The sequence below is a fragment of the Pseudomonas sediminis genome, assembly GCF_039555755.1.
Taxonomy (GTDB): domain Bacteria; phylum Pseudomonadota; class Gammaproteobacteria; order Pseudomonadales; family Pseudomonadaceae; genus Aquipseudomonas; species Aquipseudomonas mendocina_D.
This window is the reverse complement of sequence record NZ_CP154631.1, coordinates 810,057-831,091: the sequence shown is the minus strand read 5'-3', so window position 1 is coordinate 831,091 and position 21,035 is coordinate 810,057. Positions and strand designations below refer to the sequence as shown.

Here is a 21,035-nt window from a genome sequence, read left to right as displayed (position 1 = left end):
AATCGACAAAAAAACGCCCCCGCAAAGACTGCGGGGGCGGCGCGTTGGGTAAGGTCGTCCTTGAAGCGGGTACGCGCGGTCAACCTTGTGGGGCGTTGCTCCCCGTATTGCTCCAGCCACCACCCAGGGCCTTGTACAGCTCCACTTCGCTGCTGAGCTGGGCCAGGCGGTCGGTGATCAGCTGCTGGCGCACGCTGAACAGCTGACGCTGGGCGTCGAGCAGGGTCAGGTAGCTGTCCACACCGGTGCGGTAGCGCCGTTCGGCCAGGTCGTAATAGGTCTCGGTGGTCTCCAGCAGGGCACGCTGGGCGTCCAGTTGCTGGCGGTAGGTGGTGCGCGCGGCGAGGCGGTCGGCGACTTCCTGGAAGGCCACCTGAATGGTTTTCTCGTACTGCGCGACCTGGATATCGCTCTGCAACTCGGCGTAGTCGAGGTTGGCGCGCAGACGGCCGGCGTTGAAGATCGGCAGGCTGATCTGCGGCTGGAACAGCCAGGTGCCCGAGCCGCTGTCGAACAGGCCGGACAACTGGCTGCTGGCGGTGCCGGCATTGGCGGTCAGGCTGATGCTGGGGAAGAACGCCGCGCGCGCCGCGCCGATATTGGCGTTGGCGGCCTTGAGCTGGTATTCGGCCTGCAGCAGGTCGGGGCGACGCTGCAGCAGGTCGGCTGGCAGACCAGCGGGTACCTGCTCCAGCAGTTCGGCGTTCAATGCCAGCCCCTGCGGCAGATCGGCGGGCAGGCCGGTGCCAAGCAGTTGGGTCAGGGCGTTGCGGTCCTGAGCGACCAGGCGCTGGTACTGCGCCAGGCTGACGCGGGCGCTGTCTACCGCGCTGCGCGCCTGGCTCAGGGCCAGGGCATCGGTGACACCGACGTCGAAGCTGCGCTGGGTCAGCTGGTAGCTTTCCTCGAAGGTCTTCAGGGTGTCCCGCGTCAGTTCGAGCAGCGCCTGATCCGCCTGCCACTGCAGGTAGGCGTTGGCGACGCTGGCCACAAGACTGATCTGCGTGCTGCGCGCGGCCTGTTCGGTGGCCAGGTACTGCTGCAGGGCCTGCTCGCTGAGGCTGCGGATACGACCGAAGAAGTCCAGCTCCCAGGCGTTGACGCCCAGGGTGGCGCTGTACTGGCCACTGGTGCGGGCTTCACCGGTCTGGCTCAGGTCGGCTGGCAGGCGCTGGCGGGTGCCGGCGCCATCAGCGGAGACCGAAGGCAGCAGGTCGGCGCGCTGAATGCGGTACAGCGCGCGGTAGGCTTCGACGTTCAGCGCGGCGACGCGCAGGTCGCGGTTGTTTTCCAGCGCCACCTGCACCAGTTGCTGCAGCGCCGGGTCGCGGAAGAACTCGCGCCATTGCAGGTCGGCCGCCGCGCGGCTGCCTTCGCTGGCGGCGCTGCCATAGGCTTCGCCTTGCGGCCAGTCGGCGGCAACCGGAGCGTCCGGGCGTTCATAGTCGGGAATCAGGCTGCAGCCGCTGAGCAGAGCGGCGGCCACGGCCAGGGACAACAGGGACTGCCTCATTGCAGTACCTCCTTCTCGTTTTCACGGGTCGGCTCGGGGCGCTTCTTCTCGAAAATCGAGCAGACCACGACGTAGAACAGTGGAATCCAGAAGATCGCCAGGATCATCGCGCTGAGCATGCCGCCGATCACCCCGGTGCCGATGGCGTGCTTGCTGCCGGCGCCGGCACCGCTGGCGATGGCCAGCGGCAGGCAGCCGAGGATGAAGGCCAGCGAGGTCATGATGATCGGGCGCAGACGCATGCGGCAGGCTTCGATGGCCGCTTCGGCGAAGGTCATGCCCTGTTCGTACTGGGCCTTGGCGAACTCGACGATGAGAATCGCGTTACGCGCCGACAGACCGATGGTGGTGAGCAGGCCGACCTTGAAGAACACGTCGTTGGACAGGCCACGCAGCTCGGTGAACATCAAGGCGCCGATGATCCCCAGCGGCACCACCAGCATCACCGAGAACGGGATCGACCAGCTCTCGTACAGCGCTGCCAGGCAGAGGAACACCACGATGGCGGAGATCACGAACAGCGCGGTGGTCTGCGAGCCGGCCAGGCGTTCCTCGTAGGACAGACCGGTCCAGGAATAGCCCACGCCCTGTGGCAGCTGCGTGGCGATTTCCTCGACGGCGGCCATGGCATCACCGGTGCTGTAGCCGGGCGCCGGCGCGCCGAGGATTTCCACCGCCGAGACGCCGTTGTAACGCGCCAGCTTGGGTGCACCGTAGGTCCATTCGCCACTGGCGAAGGCACTGAACGGCACCATGCGGCCCTGGTCGTTGCGCACGTACCACTTGTTCAGGTCTTCCGGGCTCATGCGCGCTTCGGACGCGCCTTGCAGGTAGACCTTCTTCACCCGACCGCGGTCGATGAAGTCGTTGACGTAGCTGGCGCCCCAGGCAATCGACAGGGTGCTGTTGATGTCCGACAGCGACAGGCCGAGGGCGCGGGCGCGCTCGTCATCGATCAGCAACTGGTACTGCGCCTCGTCGCGCAGGCCGTTGGCACGCACGCTGTCGAGCACCGGGTGCTGGTTGGCCAGTTGCAGGAACTTGTCGCGTGCCTCGTTCATCACCTCATGGCCAACACCCGCCTGATCCTGCAGGAAGAAGTTGAAGCCGGTGGCGTTACCCATCTCCATGACCGCCGGCGGGGCGAAGGCGAACACCATCGCATCGCGGAAGCTGAAGAAGTGCATCTGCGCACGTTGCGCCAGCGCGGCTACGCCATTCTCGGCGCCGGGACGTTCACCCCAGGGCTTGAGCATGATGAAGGCCATACCGGAGCTCTGGCCGCGGCCGGCGAAGTTGAAGCCGGTGACGGTGAACACCGATTTGACTGTGCTCGCTTCGTCTTCCAGCAGGTACTGGCGCATTTCATCGACCACCACCTGGGTACGCTCGGCACTGGAGCCCGATGGCGTCTGCACCTGGGCGAACAGCACGCCCTGGTCTTCCTCGGGGAGGAAGGCGGTGGGGATGCGGGTGAACATCCACGCCATGATGATGACGATCACCAGATACAGCAGCAGGTAGGGTGTCTTGCGCTTGAGCATGCCGGCGACGCCGCGCTGATAGGCGTTGCTGCCGCGGTCGAAGGTGCGGTTGAACCAGCCGAAGAAGCCGCGTTTGGCCTCGTGGTGGTCGCTGTCGATGGGTTTGAGCAGGGTGGCGCACAAGGCAGGGGTGAAGATCAGCGCCACCAGCACCGACAGGGCCATGGCCGAGACGATGGTGATGGAGAACTGCCGGTAGATCACCCCGGTAGAGCCGCCGAAGAACGCCATCGGCAAGAATACTGCCGAGAGCACCAGGCCAATGCCCACCAGTGCGCCCTGGATCTGGCCCATGGACTTGCGCGTCGCTTCCTTGGGCGATAGCCCATCCTCGCGCATCACCCGTTCGACGTTCTCCACCACCACGATGGCGTCGTCCACCAGCAGGCCGATGGCCAGGACCATGGCGAACATGGTCAGGGTATTGATGGAGAAACCGAACGCGGCAAGTATGCCGAAGGTGCCGAGCAGTACCACCGGCACCGCCATGGTCGGGATGATGGTGGCGCGCAGGTTCTGCAGGAACAGGAACATCACCAGGAACACCAGCACGATGGCCTCGAACAGGGTGTGCACCACCCCTTCGATGGAGGCCGAGATCACCGGCGTGGTGTCGTAAGGGAAGACCACTTCCATGCCGGCCGGGAAGAACGGCTCGAGATTGGAGATGGTTTCGCGTACCGCTTTGGCGGTGTCCAGGGCGTTGGCACCGGTGGCCAGACGAATCGCCAGACCCGAGGCCGGCAGGCCGTTGAACTGCGCGTTGATGGCGTAGTTCTCGCCGCCCAGCTCGACCTTGGCGATATCGCCCAGACGCACCTGGGAGCCATCGGCCTGCACCTTGAGCAGAATCTTGCGGAACTCTTCCGGGGTCTGCAGGCGCGTCTTGCCGATGATGGTGGCGTTGAGCTGGTTGCCCGGCGACGCAGGCAGGCCGCCGAACTGGCCGGAGGAAATCTGCACGTTCTGCGCCTGGATGGCGCTGCGCACGTCAACCGGGGTCAGCTGGAAGCTGTTGAGCTTGGCCGGGTCGAGCCAGATGCGCATGGCGTACTGCGCGCCGAACACCTGGAAGTCGCCGACGCCCTTGGTCCGCGAGATCGGGTCTTGCAGGTTGGAGACGATGTAGTCCGACAGGTCCTCACGGGTCATGCTGCCGTCTTTCGACACCACGCCGATGACCATCAGGAAGTTGCGCACCGACTTGGTCACGCGGATGCCCTGTTGCTGGACTTCCTGTGGCAGCAGCGGGGTGGCCAGTTGCAGCTTGTTCTGCACCTGAACCTGGGCAATATCCGGGTTCACCCCCTGTTCGAAGGTAACGATGATCTCCATGCTGCCGTCGGAGTTGCTCGACGAGCTGACATAGCGCAGGCCGTCGATGCCGTTGAGCTGCTGTTCGATCACCTGCACCACGGTGTCCTGCACCGTCTGCGCCGAGGCGCCCGGGTAGCTGACCTGGATGGCAACGGCAGGCGGCGCGATGCTCGGGTACTGGTTGATCGGCAGCTTGAGGATGGACAGGCCACCCGCCAGCATGATCACCAGGGCGATCACCCAGGCGAAGATCGGCCGGTCGATAAAGAATCTGGACATTCAGTACTTCTCCGTTAGTCCTGGCCGCTGGCTTGTTCGGCGTCTTGGGCAGGCTGTTCGGTCTTGACGTTGCTGGCCGGGACGGCCTTGACCTCGGCGCCGGGCTGCACGAACTGCAGGCCTTCGGTGATCAGACGGTCGCCTTCGTTCAGGCCTTCCTCCACCAACCAGGCACTGCCGGCGGTGCGATCGGCCTTGAGCACGCGCAGTTCAACCTTGTTGTCTGCACCCACCACCATCGCCGTCGGCTCGCCGCGCTGGTTGCGGGTCACGCCCTGCTGGGGGGCGAGGATGGCGTTCTGTTTGACCCCGGAGAGCAGCTCGGCATGCACGAACATGCCCGGCAGCAGCAGGTGGTCCGGGTTGGGGAACACGGCGCGCAAGGTCACCGAACCAGTGCTTTCGTCCACCGCCACTTCGGAGAACTCCAGCTTGCCTTCATGGGCGTAGCGGCTGCCGTCTTCCAGCTTCAGCGCGACCTTGGCGGCGCTGTCGCTGGCCTTCTGCAGACGGCCCTCGGCCAGGTCACGGCGCAGGCGCAGCAGTTCCTTGCTCGACTGGGTGACGTCGACGTAGATCGGGTCGAGCTGCTGGATGGTGGCCATGGCGTTGGCCTGGCCGTTGCTGACCAGTGCACCTTCGGTCACTGCGGAGCGGCCGATGCGACCGCTGATCGGCGCCATCACCTTGGTGTAGCGCAGGTCGATGCGTGCCTGTTCCAGCGCGGCATCGGCCTGCAGACCGGCAGCGCGGGCTTCGTCATAGGCCTGTTGGCTGACGGCCTTGTCGGCGACCAGCAGCTTGTAGCGATCAGCCAGGGACTTGGCGGAAAGCTGCGTGGCCTGCGCGCTCTTGAACGTGGCTTGGTAGGTGGCCGGGTCGATCTGGTACAGCTGCTGACCTGCCTTGACCTCGCTGCCCTCGGTGAACAGGCGCTTCTGAATGATGCCGTTGACCTGTGGGCGCACCTCGGCGATGCGATAAGCGCTGGTGCGACCCGGTACTTCGCTGGTCAGTGCAAAGGGTTTGGCTTCGAGCGTGACCACTCCGACTTGCGGCGTTTGCTGGGTCTGTGGGGCGCTGGATTCCTGGCAGCCGGTGAGACTGAGCATTGCCACGGCGATGGCGGAAACCAAGACAGCGAAGGCTGGCTTCGAGTGCATCTGAGAACCTCGTTTTATCGAATCATGGCCCAAGGGGCGAAGGGGACGAAGGCAGGGGAAAAAATCGATGGAGGAATATACTTACGTACGTGAATGTTTGTAAATGCCTAAAGCTGCCTGCATACTCTCGCCCGTCCTTCCTTACCGAAGGGTTACGGCAATGCGACAGCAGGTGACAGATGGCCAGAAGAACCAAAGAGGAAGCGCAGGCGACACGGGTGCAGATACTCGATGCCGCCGAGCGGGTGTTCCATGCCCAAGGCGTTTCCCGTGCGTCTCTGGCTGAGGTGGCGAAAGAGGCTGGTGTCAGCCGCGGCGCCATCTATTGGCATTTCGAGAACAAGATAGACCTGTTCCAGGCCATGCTCGAACGTCTGCGCCTACCGCTCGAGGAGCTGGCGCGTGCCAGTGAGAGCGAGGACGAGCCGGACCCGCTGGGCTGCATGCGTGAGTTGCTGATCAAGGCGCTGACGCGTTTGGCCAGCGAGCCGCAGACCCATCGCATCCACGACATCCTGCGCTACAAGTGCGAATACACCGGTGAGCTGCTCGGTCTGCGCGAGCGCATGCAGGCGCTGAGCCTGGAATGCGATCAGCGCATCGCCAAGGCGCTGAGCAACGCGGTCAACAAGGGCCAGTTGCCGGGCGAGCTGGACTGCGCGCGCGCGGCCGTCTGCTTGCATGCCTATATGGAAGGCATCGAGGCCAACTGGCTGCTGGTGCCCAACTTCGACCTGGCGCAGCAGGCGCCTGCACTGGTCGATACCGTGCTGGACATGCTGCACAGCCCGGCGTTGCGCCTGACGCCGGGCGGTTAGGTGCCTGGCAAGGGGTAGGGTGCGTTGTGCGCATCAGGGGCTAGCCCGTTTTTTCGGTGCGCACAGCGCACCCTGCGACAGCGCAATCGGGGCTGAGCTTCAGCTCGCGCGGCGCTGTTCGGGCAGCTCCGGCAAACGATGTGGCGCGCGCAGTCGCGCTTCCAGCCTGGCGACGAACTGGTGCGCCTCTGCTTCGCTGCGAAAACTCACGCAATGTTGATCCAGGCGAACCTGCCACAGGCGTTCGCCGCCCTGGTTCTGCGGTTGGACGACAATCTTCATGCTGACCACCTCCTTGAGTGCGACGAGTCGTCGGCGCTACTTGGGGACAGTCAGGATAGTCCGCTTGCATGATCATTTTCTGATCTGGGTCAAACAGCCGACCAGCGTGACGGCCGCTTTGCGATAAGCGGTACCGCGAAGTCAACGTGACTGGGTCAGGCGAGGTGGGGCTGAAGCAGAGAGGTAGGGTGCGCTGTGCGCACCAGGTACTAGCCGGTTTTTTCGGTGCGTACAGCGCACCCTACGACATCGCAATCAGGGCTGAGATTCAGTCTGTAGGGTGGGCCGGGCGGTTTTCCGTTTCAGCCCACCACACCGACTCATCACATGCGACCCAGCCCACCGTCGCGCCTCAAAAGCCTTCGAGCACGATCTTGCCCTTGGCCTTGCCACTTTCCAGCAGCGCATGAGCGCGACGCAGGTTGGCGGCGTTGATGGTGCCGAAATGCTCACCGAGGGTGGTCTTGATCACGCCGGCGTCGACCAGATCGGAGACCCGCTCCAGCAGACGATGCTGCTCGATCATGTCAGCGGTCTGGTACAGCGAACGGGTGAACATCAGCTCCCAGTGCAACGACAGGCTCTTGCGCTTGAGCTGCATCACATCCAGCGGTTGCAGCGGATCATCGATCAGCGCCAGACGCCCCTGCGGCGCCAGGCACTCGACCAGTTGCGCGTAGTGCTGGTCGGTCTGGGTCAGGCTGGCGACATGGGTGACCTGGCCGACACCGATGCGCGCCAGTTCCTCGCTCAGCGGCTTGCTGTGATCGATCACGTGATGCGCGCCCAGCTCGCGGACCCAGGCCTGGGTTTCCGGACGCGAGGCGGTGCCGATCACGGTCAGGCCGGTCAGGCAGCGTGCCAGCTGGGTGAGGATCGAACCGACGCCGCCGGCGGCACCGACGATCAGCAGGCTCTGGCCCTGATCCGCCGAGCCCTCGGCAACCTGCAGGCGCTCGAACAGCAGTTCCCAGGCGGTGATGGCGGTCAGCGGCAGGGCTGCAGCCTCGGCGAACGACAGGCTGCCCGGCATATGACCGACGATGCGCTCATCGACCAGGTGCAGCTCGCTGTTGGCACCGGCGCGGTCGATGGCACCGGCATAGAACACCCTGTCGCCGGGCTGGAACAGGCTGACTTCGCTGCCCACGGCCTTGACGATGCCGGTCGCGTCCCAGCCCAGTACCTTGGCCGCGCCGTTCTCCGGCGCGACGCCTAGGCGGATCTTGGTATCGACCGGGTTGACCGAGATGGCCCGAACCTCGACCAGAAGATCGTGCGCACCCGGAGTAGGCTCGCTCAGTTGCACGTCCTGCAGCGCTTCGGGGTGGTCTGCCGGCAGGGATTGGTAGTAAGCGACGGCTTTCATGGAAATGGTCCTCTTCGAGTATTCAGGTAAGGGGTTGCAGTGGGAGCAGATCGATGCCCGCCAGCCGCTCGCCGAATGCGTTGGTGAAATATAGGAAATGGGGCGCTGCGCGGTGCTGGTCCAATGCTTCGGCGTCGCGCCATTGTTCGATCATCACGAACTGGTCCGGGTCCATCTTGTTGCGGTGCAGCGCGTACTGCAGGCAGCCGGGCTCTGCGCAGGTGGCCGTGACCAGGCGTTGCAGGCCCGCGGCCACTGCCTCTGCATGACCTGGCAGGGCCTTGATGGTGGCGATCAGTGTGAGAGCAGTGGTCATGGCGGGCTCCGGTAGGGGGATTGGAGCCATGCTCGTTTATTTGTGTGGCAAGAAAAAGCAGCTGGTAATAGAGTCTCTTTCATCATTAATTTGAAAGTGAGCCGCCATGCTGCGTTTCGACGACCTGCAACTCTTCGTGCGTACCGCCGAGACTGGAAGCCTGTCCGCAGCGGCGCGGCAGCTGGATGTATCGCCGGCAGTCGCCAGCGCCGCCCTCAAGCGACTGGAGCAGCAGTTGCAGGTGCGCCTGCTGGCGCGCTCGACGCGCAGCCTGCGTCTGACGCCCGAGGGCGAGCTGTATCTGGTGCATGCCCGGCTGGCGTTGCAGAGTCTGGAGGAGGGGCGTCAGCAACTGGTCGGCAGTCAGGAGGGTATCTGCGGTGTATTGCAACTGTCGGCACCCTCGGATCTCGGTCGCAATACGCTGTTGCCCTGGCTCGACGAGTTCCAGGACGAGCATCCGCAACTGCAGCTGCGCCTGCTGCTGGCAGACCGGGTAGCCGATCTGTTTCGTGAGCCGGTGGATATCGCCCTGCGCTACGGCGCACCGGAGGATTCCAGCCTGGTGGCGCTGCCGGTGGCGCCGAACAATCGTCGGGTGCTCTGCGCCTCGCCTTCCTATCTCGCTCGCTACGGTGCGCCGCAGACGGTGGAGGATCTGCGCGATCACAACTGCCTCCTCTATATGCTGCATGGCCGCGCGCATGACCGTTGGCGCTTTCAGGATGGCAAGCGCGAGGTGCTGATGAGTGTCGCGGGTAACCGGGTTTGCGACGATGCCGATGTAACCCGGCGCTGGGCCGTGGCCGGGCGGGGCGTGGTGTACAAGTCCTGGCTGGATGTCGCCGAAGACGTGCGTGAAGGGCGTCTGCAGGTGCTGCTGCCGAACTGGCTGGGCGAGCCGACGCCGCTGTATCTGGTGTGTGCCCACCGTGCCCAACTGAGCAAGGCGGTGCATCTGCTGCGCAAGTTCGTGCAACTACGCTGCCAGCGGTTGCTGGACGCTGCGCCGTGGTGTTAGCACTCAACGCTATAAAGCTCCGAACCCCTGCTAGACTCTCGTACACAACGCCTGCGGCAACGCACCGCAGTGTCGCACTGGCATCCTCTGTTTAGAGTCGCGCCCCATGAAACTGGCCCGTAACGACCGCTCACTGACTGCCTGGGTGCTGTACTTCAGCATCCTGTTCAGTGCGTTCGTCTGTGCCATCAGCCACGGCCAGATGGCCGGCATGCAGCTCAGTGGTCTGGACGGGCAGTACTGTTCGTTCGAGGGCAACTTCGGCGCGGGCGCCGACCTGAGCGGCTCCGGCATCGTCGCACCGAACCCGGCTACCGGCGCCAACTGCGCCCTGGCCAGCCTGTTCAGCGCCATCATTCTCGCCGCCTTCTTCGGCCTGCTCGGGCTGCTGGCTGCCGAGCGCAACTGGCCGCTGTCCGCGCTGCATCTGCCGCGACTCACCCGCTATCGCTGGCCACCAGCCAATCCCCGCGCTTCTCCTTTGCTCGCCTGATCCGTCCGCCCCTTCAGGGCGTCCCTATCATGCGAATGCCTCGCCGTGTGTCCACGACTGCGGCGGGCTGGAGAAAGCTTCATGGCGTCTTCCCCCGATTGCACCGCACCTGCCCGTGAGCGTGCGGCCCCGTCGTTCTACAACCTGGCCTGGCGCTGGCATTTCTATGCCGGGTTGTTCGTCATCCCGTTCATGATTCTGCTGTCGGTCACCGGGATCATCTATCTGTTCAAACCGCAGCTCGACACCTGGCTGTATCCGCACCTGATGCTGGCGCCGGCCAGCGAGCAGCGCGTCAGTGCCGACCAGCAGCTGGCGCTGGTCGAGCAGCTCTATCCTGGCGCGACGCTGAGCAAGTACCTGCCTCCGGTCGGCGAAGGGCGCAGTGCGCAGTTCGTCATCGAGCGCGACGGCCGCCTGCTCAACCTGTTCGTCGATCCCTACCGTGGCACCCTGCTCGGCGAGCAGGACGCGCAATGGAACCTGCAGGCGGTGGCGCGTACCCTGCACGGCGATCTGATGATCGGCACCCTGGGCGATCGCCTGATCGAGCTGGCCGCGGGCTGGGGCATCGTGCTGGTGGTGTCCGGCCTGTACCTGTGGTGGCCGCGCGGCAGCAATCCGGCCGGCGTACTCTGGCCGCGCCTGCATGCCCGAGGTCGCCTGCTGTGGCGCGACCTGCATGCCGTGACCGGCTTCTGGGGCTCCCTGCTGCTGTTGTTCATGCTGCTCACCGGCATGACCTGGACCGGCTTCTGGGGGGCTCAGTTCGCCGGCGCCTGGAACCAGTTTCCCGCGGCGATGTGGGATGACGTGCCCAAGTCCGGGCAGCTTGCCGGCAGCCTCAACAGCAGCCGCGAGCAGACCGTGTCCTGGGCGGCGGAGGTCACGCCGCTGCCGGCGTCCGATCCGCATGCGGCGCATCGTGGCCATGCCGGTCACGACCAGGGCCCGGCTGCGCCACGCATCAGCCTGCAGCAGGTGGTCGATACGGCCGACGCTCGCGGCGTGCAACGCGGCTACAGCATCAGCTTCCCGCAGGGGGCCAGTGGCGTTTACAGCGTCGCGCTGTTCGCCGATGACCCGCGCAACGACGCCACCCTGCATCTGGATCAATACAGCGGTGCGGTGCTGGCCGATGTGCGCTGGGCTGATTACGGCATGGTTGCACGAGCCGTCGAGAGCGGGGTGAAGCTGCACGAAGGCAAGATGTTCGGCCTTGCCAACCAGATCCTGATGGCGCTGGTCTGCCTGCTGATCATTTTCAGCGCGGTCAGTGGCCTGGTGATCTGGTGGAAGCGCCGCCCGGCCGGTCGCCTCGGCGTACCGCCGCTGCGCCACGATCTGCCGCGCTGGAAGACCGCCATCGGCGTGATGATCGCGCTGGGCATGATCTTCCCGCTGGTGGGCGCCTCACTGTTGCTGATGTGGGCGCTCGACCGCTCCCTCGGCTTGCTTCCCAGCACGCGTCTCGCCAGTTGAGGCGTGCCATGATTCTCAACGATACCAACCCGGAGACAACCCGCATGAACCTGCGCAAAACCCTGCTAGGCCTTGTTCTGATCCTGCCCGCAATGCTGGCCCAGGCCCACGAGTACGAAGTCGGCCAGCTGCATATCGATCACCCCTGGTCGCGTGAGATGCCGCCAGTGGCGCCGACTGCCGCCGCCTATTTCGTTGTGCACAACAGGGGCAGCGAGGCTGATCGCCTGCTGGCCGTCAGCACTCCGGTGGCCGGCAAGGCCGAGCTGCATGAGCATGTGCACGCAGATGGCGTGATGAAGATGCAGCAGGTGCAGGACGTCGCCATCCCTGCCGGTGGCGAGGTGAAATTCGAGCCCATGGGCTACCACGTCATGCTGTTCGACCTGAAGCAGCAGGCCAAGGACGGTGAGCGCTTCCCGCTGACGCTGACGTTCGAGAAGGCCGGCAAGGTCGAGGTCGACGTCGCCGTGCAGCAAGACGCGCCGGCTGGCCATGATCATGGCGACGCCCACGACCACGGCAAGCATCAGCACTGATGCTGTTCACGGCACGCAGACGTACGCTCGCCGCCCAGCTCGGGCTGCTGGCGTTCGTCCTGATAGTGCTGGCGCCACTGGCGTCGCAACTGCGTGCCGAACCGGCTGACTGGCGCTGGCTGAACCAGCTCGGCTGTCATGATGGGGCGGGCAGCGTGCCGGTCGCGCTCGACAGGAGCCAGCCGGTGCTGCAGGTGGACGCCTGCGGCTACTGTTCGTTGCTCTCCCACTGCCCGGCGCTGGCCGAAAGTAACTGGTCCGCTGCGGGGCGCCTGCAGCCGCGCCATGAGGTGTGCGGGGCGTTACCGGCGCAGTCGCTGCAGACTGCCCATTTCCCTCATGCGCTGTCACGCGCACCGCCGGTTCTCACCTGAAGTTTTCCAGCTACTGAGGCGTTTGCCAGGCCTCTTCGCCAATCGACTTTTCAGGTATCCGCATGTCCGTTTCCTTCGTTACGGGCGCCGCTTCCGTGCGCCCTCGTTTTCCCCTGTCTGCCCTGGCCGTTGCCTGTGGCCTGAGTGCCATCGCGCCGCTGCATGCCGAGGAGCATGTCCACCAACTGCCGCCCACGGTGATCACGGCAATCCAGCAGAGCTCGCCGCTGACGGTGGTGGCCGATCCCAAGGACCCACGCCAGCCGGTGCCGGCCAGCGATGCCGCCGACTACCTCAAGACCATTCCCGGTTTCTCCGCGATTCGCAGCGGCGGCAGCAACAGCGACCCGGTGCTGCGCGGGATGTTCGGCTCGCGCCTGCTGCTGTTCACCGACGGCGGCCAGATGCTGGGTGCCTGCCCCGGTCGGATGGACGCGCCCAGCTCTTATATCGCCCCGGAAACCTATGACCTGCTGACCGTGACCAAGGGCCCGCAGACGGTGATCTGGGGCCCCGGCGCCTCGGCCGGTGTGGTGCGCTTCGAGCGCGAGCCTGCGCGCTTCGGCGAACTCGGCGCGCGCCTGCATGCCAGCGTGCTGGCCGGCTCCAATGGGCGCTTCGACCGCCTGATCGACGGCGCCGTCGGCAGCGAGCAGGGCTACCTGCGGGTGATGGCCAACCGTTCGCACTCGGACGACTACGACAACGGTGATGGCGACACCATCGCCTCGCGCTGGGACAAGTGGAACACCGATGTGGCACTGGGCTGGACGCCGGATGCCGACACCTTGATCGAGCTAAGCGCCGGCCGTGGCGATGGCGAGGCGCGCTACGCCGGGCGCGGCATGGACGGCACCCAGTTCAAGCGCGAAAGCCTGGGCCTGCGCATCGAACGCAGCAACCTCGGCGGCGTGCTGGACAAGGTCGAGGCCAAGATCTACTACAACTACGCCGACCACATCATGGACAACTTCCGCCTGCGCATGCCGAACCCGAGCAGCATGATGGCCATGCCCATGGCCTCGCAGGTCGACCGGCGTACCCTGGGCGCACGCCTGGCCGCGACCTGGACGTGGGACGACCTCGAACTGATCACCGGCATCGATGCGCAGCGCAGCGAGCACCGTGCCCGCCGCTCCACCTACAGCATGATGACGGGCTACACCGACGCCGATCGCTTCCCCTGGAACAGGGACGCGCTGATGCACAACTACGGCGCGTTCGCCGAGGCCACCTGGAGCCTGGCCGAACGTTATCGGCTGGTCTCCGGGGCGCGCGTGGATCGTGCCTCGGCCAAGGATTTCCGGCAGAGTTTTCGCAGCATGATGGGCATGGCGCGGCCCAACCCGACGGCGGGCGAGACACGCGCCGAGACCCTGCCCAGCGGCTTCGTGCGCTATGAGCACGACCTGTCCGGTTCGTCGACCACCCTCTATGCGGGCATCGGCCATGTGCAGCGTTTCCCGGATTACTGGGAGCTGTTCTCGGCGGGACTGAACGGCCCGGCTGGCTCGCGCAATGCTTTCGATGGTATCGAGCCGGAGAAGACCACCCAGCTCGATATCGGCATCCAGTATCAGGGCGAGGCGCTGCAGGCCTGGGCGTCGGCCTATGCCGGGCAGGTGCGGGACTACATCCTGTTCGACTATCGCGGTATGGGCACCCAGGCCGACAACGTCGACGCGCGCATCATGGGCGGCGAACTGGGTGTGGCCTACGCCTTCGCGTCCAACTGGAAGGCCGATGCAACCCTGGCCTACGCCTGGGGCAAGAACAGCAGCGACGGCGAGGCACTGCCGCAGATGCCACCGCTGGAGGCGCGCCTGGGGCTGAGCTACCAGCGTGACGCCTGGAGCGCCGGTGCGCTCTGGCGTGTGGTCGACGGCCAAGGGCGCATCGCCGACGGGCGCGGCAACGTGGTTGGGCAGGACTTCGGTGACAGTGCCGGCTTCGGCGTATTCTCGCTCAACGGCGCCTACCGCGTCAGCCAGCAGGTCAAGCTCAGCGCCGGTGTGGATAACCTGCTCGGCAAGCGCTATGCCGAGCACCTCAACCGGGCCGGCGACGCCGGCTTCGGCTTCCCGGCCGACACCCGCATCGACGAGCCGGGTCGCACCTTCTGGGCCAAGGTCGATTTCGACTTCTGACGCCTCAGTGCTGTTGCTCCCCTCTCCCATTCATGGGAGAGGGGCTGGGGGAGAGGGGACCTCTGCCGACCTTGCCGGATTGCCTCCGGGCTACGATTTTTTGCATGCTAATACGGCCTTAAGGTTGCGGCGCGAAAGTAGTCCCCGCAGACCCACTTTCCCCTGCATCCGAGAGGACTTCACCATGCGCAAACTGCTTCTGCTTTCTCTGGCCCTGGCCAGCCCGCTGACCTTCGCTGCTACCCAATGCACCACCGCCGACAAGGCGCAGTGGCAGGATCAGGACAAGTTCCAGGCCGACCTGAAAGCCCAGGGCTACGAGATCAAGAAGTTCAAGATCACCGGCGGCAACTGCTACGAAATCTACGGCCACAACAAGGACGGCAAGAAGGTCGAAATCTACTTCGACCCGGTCAGCGGCAAGCCGGTCAAGAGCAACGTGGAAGGCTGATGAGCACCTCGACCGTGCGCTTGTGGGATCCAGTGGTGCGTCTGTTCCACTGGTCCCTGGCCGGCGCTTTCCTGGCCAACTACTTCTTCACCGAAGAGGGTGAGAACTGGCACCGCTGGTTCGGCTACTACGCGGTGGCCTGGCTGGCGATCCGCCTGGTGTGGGGTTTCGTCGGTACGCCGGCGGCGCGCTGGGCGGATTTCTGGCCGAGCCGTGCGCGTTTGAGCGAGCACCTGCGCGCCTTGATTTCCGGGCAGCCGTATCACCGCATGGGGCATTCGCCGCTGGGCGCGCTGGTGATGATCCTGATGATGACGTTGATGCTCGGCCTGGGTGTGACCGGCTTTCTGATGGAGGAGGTCGATTATTTCTGGGGCGCGGATCTGCCGCTGGAAATCCACGAATTCTGTGCCAACGGCCTGATGGCGTTGGTCGGCCTGCATATCGCCGCCGCCTTGTTCGAGAGCTATCGGCTGCGCGAGAACCTGCCGTTGTCGATGGTGACCGGCAAGCGGCGCAAGCTCTCGGAGCACTGAGTGTACCGTCGCGGCTAAAGCCCTTCCCACGAAGCGTGGGTATTGTGGGAGGCGCTTCAGCGGCGATGTTCTTGCTCAAGCCAGGCGCGCGTCCAGGCTATTCTGTGCCAGGCGTTTGGCCTGTGCCTCGGTCATGCCCAGGTGTTCGTGCAGGGCGGCGAAGTTCTCGCCGACGTAGCCGCCGAAGTAGGCAGGGTCATCCGAGTTCACCGTCACCTTCACGCCGCGCTCGAGCATCTCGAGGATGTTGTGCTGGCCCATATGTTCGAACACGCACAGCTTGATGTTCGACAGCGGGCAGACGGTCAGCGGGATCTGTTCGTCGATGATGCGCTGCATCAGTCGCTCGTCTTCGATGGCGCGTACGCCGTGGTCGATGCGCTTGATCTTGAGCAGGTCCAGCGCTTCCCAGATGTACTCGGGCGGGCCTTCCTCGCCAGCGTGCGCCACCGCATGCAGACCTTCGCTACGTGCCTTGGCGAACACCCGTTCGAACAGACGCGGCGGGAAGCCCTTTTCCGAGCTGTCGAGGCCGACGCCGATGAAGGCATCGCGGAACGGCATGGCCTGTTCCAGGGTCTTGAACGCCTCTTCTTCAGGAAGATGGCGCAGGAAGCTGAGGATCAGACCGTGGCTGATGCCCAGCTGTTTCTCGCCGTCGAGCAGCGCCTGCTGGATGCCACGCAGCACTACCTCGAAGGGAATGCCACGGTCGGTGTGGGTTTGCGGGTCGAAGAAAGGTTCGACGTGGATGACGTTCTGCGCCTTGCAGCGTTGCAGGTAGGCCCAGGTCAGGTCGTAGAAATCCTGCTCGGTACGCAGCACGTTGGCACCGGCGTAATACAGGTCGAGAAATTCCTGCAGGTTGTTGAAGGCGTAGGCCGCGCGCAGGGTCTCGACATCGGCCCAGGGCAGGGCGATCTGGTTGCGTTCGGCCAGGGCGAACAGCAGCTCGGGCTCCAGCGAACCCTCCAGATGCAGGTGTAGTTCAGCCTTGGGCAGGGCATTCAGCCATTCGGGCATGTTCGGTTCTCGTTGTCAGGCTTGGGAATCGGCAAAGTTTAACCGCTGGGACAGGATCGTGCTGCGTCGCCTAGCCCGCTGCGTAGGGTGGACACCGCTTTTCATGTCCGCCGATGTGCAGGCTCCGATGCTGAAGCGGTGGATGAAAAAAGCGTCATCCACCCTACGTGGCAATCAGCCCTATCAGGCCGTTGAAAAACGTAGGCGAGGCAGCCAGTGCAAGGCAAAAACAGGCGAAAAAGCGCAGTTTACGAGCTGTAAATGAGCATTTTGAGCCTGTTTTTAACGCAGCAATGGCAACGCAGGTAGTTTTTCAACAGCCTGCTATGCCTCCTCACGTCGATAGGCATAGGTATCGGCGAAGCGCGACAGCAGGTACTCGGCGCTGGTCACCGGTGTGTACTTGGCGGGGTCATCCGCGCTGGAGCAGTTCGGCAGGCAGTCGATCAGCGTGTCGGGATGCGGTTCGGCGAAGAACGGCATCGAGTAGCGATCCACTCCCAGCGGGCTGATCACGCGATGTGGCGTCGAGGTGTAACGGTCGTTGCTCCAGCGCGCCATCATGTCGCCGATGTTGACCACGAAGCTGCCGGCAATCGGTGGCGCGTCGATCCACTCGCCATCGCGTGCACGTACCTGCAGGCCGCCGGCATCGTCCTGGTAGAGCAGGGTGATGCAGCCGTAATCGGTGTGCGCGCCAGCGCCTTGCTGATCACTGCTGGTGGCGGTGTGGCGCGGCGGGTAGTGGATCATGCGCAGCACGCTGATCGGCTCATGAAAGCGCGCGTCGAAGAAGTCGTGCTCGATGTCCAGCGCCATGGCCATGGCGCGCAGCAGGGTCTTGGCCAGGTCCTGCATGTCGGAGTAATGCTGTTCCATCAGCACCTCCCAGCCGGGCATCTCCGGGTGGCGATTCGGTCCGCGCAAGGGTTTGTCGGCCAGCACCTCGGGGTGATCGGCGGGCATGTGGAAACCCATGTCGAAGGTTTCCTTCAGATCGCTCGGTTTGCTCGGGTCGAGCTGCTCGGTGGCGATGGCGCCGTAGCCACGATGGTGGGTGGTCTGGGTGATATCGATCCTGAGTTTCTCTTCTGCGGGCAGTGCGAAGAAGGTCTTCGCCGCACTGAGCAGGGCGTCGATGCGCTCGGCGCCGATAGGGTGACCGACGATGTAGAAGAAGCCCCAGTCGCGGCAGGCGCGGTCGATCTGCTCGGCGACGGCAGGCCAGGCCGAAGCGTCGGCGGCGTAGAGCGGGGCGATGTCGATGATGGGCAGGCTGTTCATAAAAGCTCCGGGATGTTGCTGCGAGTCTTCTCGTACCCAGGGCAGCGATGCGTGGCACCAAAGGCCGGCGCCACGGTGATGCGGTTCTGCTGAGATAAGCAGGGACGGCATCGGTGATTTCCAAATTATCGCGGCTGAAGCCGCTCCTACAGGTGTGGGAGCGGCTTCAGCCGCAGGCTTTACCAATCTGCTTACTTCGGCATTTCGGCCTTCACGTTTTCCACGTAGTAGTTCATCGAGGCCAGCTCGGCGTTGGTCGCGCTCACGCCCTCGGCGATGCGTACCGCGCCACTTTGGTCCTTGATCGGGCCGGTGAAGGGGTGGAACGCGCCGCTACGAATGTCGGCGATGATCTGCTCGGCTTCGCTCTTCACGTCAGCCGGCACCAGGTCGCTGATCGGCAGTTCGATGGTGTCCTCGGCCAGGCCACCCCAGAAGTCCTGTGGCTGCCAGCTGCCGTCGATCACCGCCTGGGTGGATTTGACGTAGTGCGGGCCCCAGTCGTTGACGATGGAGGTGAGCACTGCCTTGGGTCCGAAGTGAGCCATGTCCGAGGCGTAGCCGACGGAGTAGATGCCACGGCGCTCAGCGGTCTGGATCGGTGCCGGGCTGTCGGTGTGCTGGAACATCACGTCCACGCCCTGGTCGATCAGCGCGTTGGCAGCGTCGGATTCCTTGCCCGGATCGAACCAGGTGTTGACCCACACCACCTTGATCTCGGTGCCCGGATTGTACTTGTCCAGCGCCAGCTGGATGGCGTTGATGTCGCGGATCACCTCCGGGATCGGGAAGGAGGCGATGTAGCCGACTTTCTTGGTCTTGGTCATCTTCGCCGCGAGGAAGCCGCCAACGTAGCGCCCCTCATAGGAGCGCGACAGGTAGGTGCCGACGTTCTTGTCCTGCTTGTAGCCGGTGGCGTGCTCGAAGGTCACCTTGGGGAATTGCTTGGCCACCTTGATGGTTGGGTTCATGTAGCCGAAGGAGGTGGTGAAGATCAGGTCGAAACCGCCCTTGGCCATGTTGCGGATCACCCGCTCGGCGTCGGCACCTTCCGGCACGTTCTCGACGAAGCTGGTGGTGACCTTGTCGCCCATTTCCTTGATCAGCATTTGCCGGCCTTGTTCGTGCTGGTAAGTCCAGCCGTGGTCGCCGATGGGGCCGATGTAGACGAAGCCGACTTTCAAGGGATCGGCGGCGGAGGCGCTGAGCATGGCGCCAAAGCCCAGGGCGGCGACGAGGGTGCGCAGCAGCGGTTTTTTGCTCTTCTCGAACATGGTGGGTGCAGCTCCAGTCTTGGTATTGGGATGGCCGTTGGTTGGCTGATCCCATGACTGCAAAAAGCTGACCAACAAGACAGATAGCCGTGGCGGACCCATTTCATGCAGATGCGGTTGTGCGGGATGGAACGGTCTTGGTGCGCAGCGCGTGTAGTTGCCGTTTTGTGGTGCGCAAAGGGCGACTGCTTGTGGGATGTACGCAGGTAGGAGCGAGCTCTGCTCGCGAAGCGTTCGAGGTATGAGCCTTCGCGAGCAGAGCTCGCTCCTACAGCCGATTAATCGCTGACCGCTCGTAGGGTGCGCCGTGCGCACCTTGGTTCACCAGCGCGCACGGCTCACCCTGCGGATCGTCCTCAGCCGTTGATCAGCTCACGCGCCGCCTGGCGGTGATTGGCGATCAGCTGCGCCACATCGAGCCCTTCGATCTGCCCATCGATAACGCGCCAGGTGCCGCCGATCATCATCCGGTCGGCGCGGTCGGCGCCGCACAGCAGCAGTGCGGAGAGTGGATCGTGACTGCCGGAGAAGCGCAGCTCATCGAGCTTGAACAGCGCCAGGTCGGCCTGCTTGCCTACAGCCAGTTCACCGATGTCGCTGCGCCCCAGCAGTTTCGCCGAGCCCTTGCTGGCCCAGCCAAGCACGCGCTGCGGGGTGATCTGCTCGGCGCCGTAGCGCAGGCGCTGGATGTACAGCGCCTGGCGCGCTTCGAGGATCATGTTCGAGGCATCGTTGGAGGCAGAGCCATCGACGCCCAGGCCCAGCGGCGCACCGGCGGCTTCCAGCTCGACGCTGGGGCAGATGCCCGAAGCCAGGCGCATGTTGGAGCTGGGGCAATGACAGATGCCGGTGCCGGCAGCGCCCAGGCGGGTGATTTCGTCGGGGTTGAAATGGATGCCATGGGCCAGCCAGGTGCGTGGGCCGAGCCAGCCGACGCTGTCCAGGTAATCCACGGTGCGCAGGCCAAAGCGCTGCAGGCAGAAGTCCTCCTCGTCGAGGGTTTCGGCCAGGTGGGTGTGCAGACGCACGTCCAGCTCCTCGGCCAGTTCGGCGCTCTGGCGCATGATTTCCTGAGTCACCGAGAAGGGCGAGCAGGGCGCCAGGGCGATCTGGATCTGCGCCCCGTCGCCGCGCTCGTGGTACTGGCCGATCAGGCGCTGGCTGTCCGCCAGGATCACCTCACCCTGCTGCACCGTTTGCTGCGGCGGCAGCCCGCCGTCCGCTTCGCCCAGGCTCATCGAACCGCGCGTGAGCATGGCGCGCATGCCCAGTTCGCGTACCGCTTCGACCTGCACATCGATCGCGTTCTCCAGGCCGCCGGGGAACAGGTAATGGTGATCGGCCGCGGTGCTGCAGCCGGACAGCAGCAGTTCGGCCAGCGCCACCTTGCTGGCCAGGGCGAGCTTTTCGGGAGTGAGGCGTGCCCAGACTGGGTAGAGCGTCTTCAGCCAGGGGAACAGCGGCTGGTTGACCACCGGCGCCCAGGCGCGGGTGAGGGTCTGGTAGAAGTGATGGTGGGTATTGATCAGGCCCGGCAGCACCACGTGCTCGCGGGCGTCGAACACTTGCTGGCAGGGCGCGGCAGGTTGCTGGCCTTTGCTGAGCACTTCGACGATGCGGCCATCCTCGATCACCAGGCCGCCGGAAGCGTCCAGGTCATTGGCGGTGAAGATGGCGAGGGGGTTCTTGATCCAGATACGGGTAGCTGCCATGAGCAGGCTCCTCTGAGGTTGATGTCAGGTAAGCCAGCTCAGTGTTGACCCTGTCTGCTGATCCAGGTGCGTCGGAAATGACGTGCGGCGAAGATAGC

Annotated in this window: 19 protein-coding genes; 9 read left to right on the top strand and 10 right to left on the bottom strand. The window is 64.5% G+C overall.

The annotated features are described in order from the left end of the window. Positions 1 to 79 precede the first annotated feature (79 nt). The 3 genes from adeC to AAEQ75_RS03970 are packed head-to-tail and all read right to left on the bottom strand — an operon-like array spanning position 80 to position 5,816. Complete coding sequence (adeC, locus tag AAEQ75_RS03980) at positions 80 to 1,513, bottom strand: AdeC/AdeK/OprM family multidrug efflux complex outer membrane factor (RefSeq protein WP_307323883.1); 1,434 nt, start codon at positions 1,511 to 1,513, stop codon at positions 80 to 82. Continuing rightward, entirely contained in the window at positions 1,510 to 4,653 is a 3,144-nt protein-coding gene (locus tag AAEQ75_RS03975) for an efflux RND transporter permease subunit (protein ID WP_074679286.1), read from the bottom strand. The genes adeC and AAEQ75_RS03975 overlap by 4 nt, the downstream gene beginning before the upstream one ends. A 14-nt stretch (positions 4,654 to 4,667) precedes the next feature. Next, positions 4,668 to 5,816, bottom strand: a complete 1,149-nt coding sequence (locus tag AAEQ75_RS03970; protein ID WP_343350930.1) for an efflux RND transporter periplasmic adaptor subunit — start codon at positions 5,814 to 5,816, stop codon at positions 4,668 to 4,670. A 179-nt stretch (positions 5,817 to 5,995) separates the two neighbouring features. Here AAEQ75_RS03970 and AAEQ75_RS03965 point away from each other — a divergent pair, with 179 nt between their 5' ends. Then, positions 5,996 to 6,634, top strand: coding sequence for a TetR family transcriptional regulator (locus AAEQ75_RS03965; protein ID WP_343350929.1), 639 nt, complete (start codon positions 5,996 to 5,998; stop codon positions 6,632 to 6,634). 99 nt (positions 6,635 to 6,733) lie between these two features. Here the strand turns inward: AAEQ75_RS03965 and AAEQ75_RS03960 are convergent, their stop codons facing one another. The 3 genes from AAEQ75_RS03960 to AAEQ75_RS03950 all read right to left on the bottom strand — a co-directional run bounded on the left by AAEQ75_RS03960 (position 6,734) and on the right by AAEQ75_RS03950 (position 8,601). Further along, positions 6,734 to 6,916, bottom strand: coding sequence for a hypothetical protein (locus AAEQ75_RS03960; protein WP_074679292.1), 183 nt, complete (start codon positions 6,914 to 6,916; stop codon positions 6,734 to 6,736). A 352-nt stretch (positions 6,917 to 7,268) separates the two neighbouring features. Next, positions 7,269 to 8,285, bottom strand: coding sequence for a zinc-binding alcohol dehydrogenase family protein (locus AAEQ75_RS03955; protein WP_074679294.1), 1,017 nt, complete (start codon positions 8,283 to 8,285; stop codon positions 7,269 to 7,271). Positions 8,286 to 8,307: 22 nt separating this feature from the next. After that, the gene (locus AAEQ75_RS03950) at positions 8,308 to 8,601 is read right to left on the bottom strand and encodes a putative quinol monooxygenase (protein ID WP_307323900.1); all 294 of its coding nucleotides are present in this window, start codon (positions 8,599 to 8,601) and stop codon (positions 8,308 to 8,310) included. A gap of 106 nt (positions 8,602 to 8,707) precedes the next feature. Between AAEQ75_RS03950 and AAEQ75_RS03945 the strand changes: the two genes are divergently transcribed. From AAEQ75_RS03945 to AAEQ75_RS03910, 8 genes are all read left to right on the top strand, one after another. Continuing rightward, positions 8,708 to 9,622, top strand: a complete 915-nt coding sequence (locus AAEQ75_RS03945; RefSeq protein ID WP_343350928.1) for a LysR family transcriptional regulator — start codon at positions 8,708 to 8,710, stop codon at positions 9,620 to 9,622. Between the two features lie 106 nt (positions 9,623 to 9,728). Then, on the top strand, positions 9,729 to 10,115 hold the full coding sequence (locus AAEQ75_RS03940) for a DUF2946 domain-containing protein (protein ID WP_343350927.1): 387 nt from the start codon (positions 9,729 to 9,731) through the stop codon (positions 10,113 to 10,115). Between the two features lie 81 nt (positions 10,116 to 10,196). Continuing rightward, positions 10,197 to 11,597 (top strand): PepSY-associated TM helix domain-containing protein, encoded by a 1,401-nt coding sequence (locus AAEQ75_RS03935; RefSeq protein ID WP_343350926.1) that lies wholly within the window; start codon positions 10,197 to 10,199, stop codon positions 11,595 to 11,597. Positions 11,598 to 11,641: 44 nt separating this feature from the next. After that, entirely contained in the window at positions 11,642 to 12,136 is a 495-nt protein-coding gene (locus AAEQ75_RS03930) for a copper chaperone PCu(A)C (protein WP_343350925.1), read from the top strand. Next, complete coding sequence (locus AAEQ75_RS03925; protein WP_343350924.1) at positions 12,136 to 12,510, top strand: DUF2946 family protein; 375 nt, start codon at positions 12,136 to 12,138, stop codon at positions 12,508 to 12,510. The genes AAEQ75_RS03930 and AAEQ75_RS03925 overlap by 1 nt, the downstream gene beginning before the upstream one ends. A 62-nt stretch (positions 12,511 to 12,572) precedes the next feature. Continuing rightward, on the top strand, positions 12,573 to 14,657 hold the full coding sequence (locus AAEQ75_RS03920; RefSeq protein WP_343350923.1) for a TonB-dependent copper receptor: 2,085 nt from the start codon (positions 12,573 to 12,575) through the stop codon (positions 14,655 to 14,657). Between the two features lie 184 nt (positions 14,658 to 14,841). After that, positions 14,842 to 15,108, top strand: a complete 267-nt coding sequence (locus AAEQ75_RS03915) for a PepSY domain-containing protein (protein WP_343350922.1) — start codon at positions 14,842 to 14,844, stop codon at positions 15,106 to 15,108. Then, complete coding sequence (locus AAEQ75_RS03910; RefSeq protein ID WP_343350921.1) at positions 15,108 to 15,644, top strand: cytochrome b/b6 domain-containing protein; 537 nt, start codon at positions 15,108 to 15,110, stop codon at positions 15,642 to 15,644. Before AAEQ75_RS03915 ends, AAEQ75_RS03910 begins: the two co-directional genes overlap by 1 nt. A gap of 75 nt (positions 15,645 to 15,719) precedes the next feature. Here AAEQ75_RS03910 and AAEQ75_RS03905 read toward each other — a convergent pair whose 3' ends face one another. The 4 genes from AAEQ75_RS03905 to AAEQ75_RS03890 all read right to left on the bottom strand — a co-directional run bounded on the left by AAEQ75_RS03905 (position 15,720) and on the right by AAEQ75_RS03890 (position 20,937). After that, a complete protein-coding gene (locus tag AAEQ75_RS03905) occupies positions 15,720 to 16,667 on the bottom strand; it encodes an adenosine deaminase (protein ID WP_104728709.1) in 948 nt (315 codons plus the stop codon). 324 nt (positions 16,668 to 16,991) lie between these two features. Continuing rightward, on the bottom strand, positions 16,992 to 17,951 hold the full coding sequence (locus AAEQ75_RS03900; protein ID WP_343350920.1) for a 2-oxoglutarate and iron-dependent oxygenase domain-containing protein: 960 nt from the start codon (positions 17,949 to 17,951) through the stop codon (positions 16,992 to 16,994). Between the two features lie 191 nt (positions 17,952 to 18,142). After that, on the bottom strand, positions 18,143 to 19,225 hold the full coding sequence (locus AAEQ75_RS03895) for a BMP family ABC transporter substrate-binding protein (protein ID WP_125834542.1): 1,083 nt from the start codon (positions 19,223 to 19,225) through the stop codon (positions 18,143 to 18,145). Between the two features lie 356 nt (positions 19,226 to 19,581). Continuing rightward, on the bottom strand, positions 19,582 to 20,937 hold the full coding sequence (locus AAEQ75_RS03890) for an 8-oxoguanine deaminase (protein WP_125836788.1): 1,356 nt from the start codon (positions 20,935 to 20,937) through the stop codon (positions 19,582 to 19,584). Between the last annotated feature and the right edge of the window lie 98 nt (positions 20,938 to 21,035).

Coding starts and splice junctions, on each gene's coding strand:
- AAEQ75_RS03925 (WP_343350924.1), top strand. CDS start 12,136: ATGCTGTTCACGGCACGCAGACGTACGCTCGCCGCCCAGCTCGGGCTG.
- AAEQ75_RS03950 (WP_307323900.1), bottom strand. CDS start 8,601: ATGACCACTGCTCTCACACTGATCGCCACCATCAAGGCCCTGCCAGGT.
- AAEQ75_RS03915 (WP_343350922.1), top strand. CDS start 14,842: ATGCGCAAACTGCTTCTGCTTTCTCTGGCCCTGGCCAGCCCGCTGACC.
- AAEQ75_RS03920 (WP_343350923.1), top strand. CDS start 12,573: ATGTCCGTTTCCTTCGTTACGGGCGCCGCTTCCGTGCGCCCTCGTTTT.
- AAEQ75_RS03935 (WP_343350926.1), top strand. CDS start 10,197: ATGGCGTCTTCCCCCGATTGCACCGCACCTGCCCGTGAGCGTGCGGCC.
- adeC (WP_307323883.1), bottom strand. CDS start 1,513: ATGAGGCAGTCCCTGTTGTCCCTGGCCGTGGCCGCCGCTCTGCTCAGC.
- AAEQ75_RS03930 (WP_343350925.1), top strand. CDS start 11,642: ATGAACCTGCGCAAAACCCTGCTAGGCCTTGTTCTGATCCTGCCCGCA.
- AAEQ75_RS03905 (WP_104728709.1), bottom strand. CDS start 16,667: ATGCCCGAATGGCTGAATGCCCTGCCCAAGGCTGAACTACACCTGCAT.
- AAEQ75_RS03940 (WP_343350927.1), top strand. CDS start 9,729: ATGAAACTGGCCCGTAACGACCGCTCACTGACTGCCTGGGTGCTGTAC.
- AAEQ75_RS03900 (WP_343350920.1), bottom strand. CDS start 17,951: ATGAACAGCCTGCCCATCATCGACATCGCCCCGCTCTACGCCGCCGAC.
- AAEQ75_RS03910 (WP_343350921.1), top strand. CDS start 15,108: ATGAGCACCTCGACCGTGCGCTTGTGGGATCCAGTGGTGCGTCTGTTC.
- AAEQ75_RS03960 (WP_074679292.1), bottom strand. CDS start 6,916: ATGAAGATTGTCGTCCAACCGCAGAACCAGGGCGGCGAACGCCTGTGG.
- AAEQ75_RS03890 (WP_125836788.1), bottom strand. CDS start 20,937: ATGGCAGCTACCCGTATCTGGATCAAGAACCCCCTCGCCATCTTCACC.
- AAEQ75_RS03970 (WP_343350930.1), bottom strand. CDS start 5,816: ATGCACTCGAAGCCAGCCTTCGCTGTCTTGGTTTCCGCCATCGCCGTG.
- AAEQ75_RS03975 (WP_074679286.1), bottom strand. CDS start 4,653: ATGTCCAGATTCTTTATCGACCGGCCGATCTTCGCCTGGGTGATCGCC.
- AAEQ75_RS03945 (WP_343350928.1), top strand. CDS start 8,708: ATGCTGCGTTTCGACGACCTGCAACTCTTCGTGCGTACCGCCGAGACT.
- AAEQ75_RS03955 (WP_074679294.1), bottom strand. CDS start 8,285: ATGAAAGCCGTCGCTTACTACCAATCCCTGCCGGCAGACCACCCCGAA.
- AAEQ75_RS03965 (WP_343350929.1), top strand. CDS start 5,996: ATGGCCAGAAGAACCAAAGAGGAAGCGCAGGCGACACGGGTGCAGATA.
- AAEQ75_RS03895 (WP_125834542.1), bottom strand. CDS start 19,225: ATGTTCGAGAAGAGCAAAAAACCGCTGCTGCGCACCCTCGTCGCCGCC.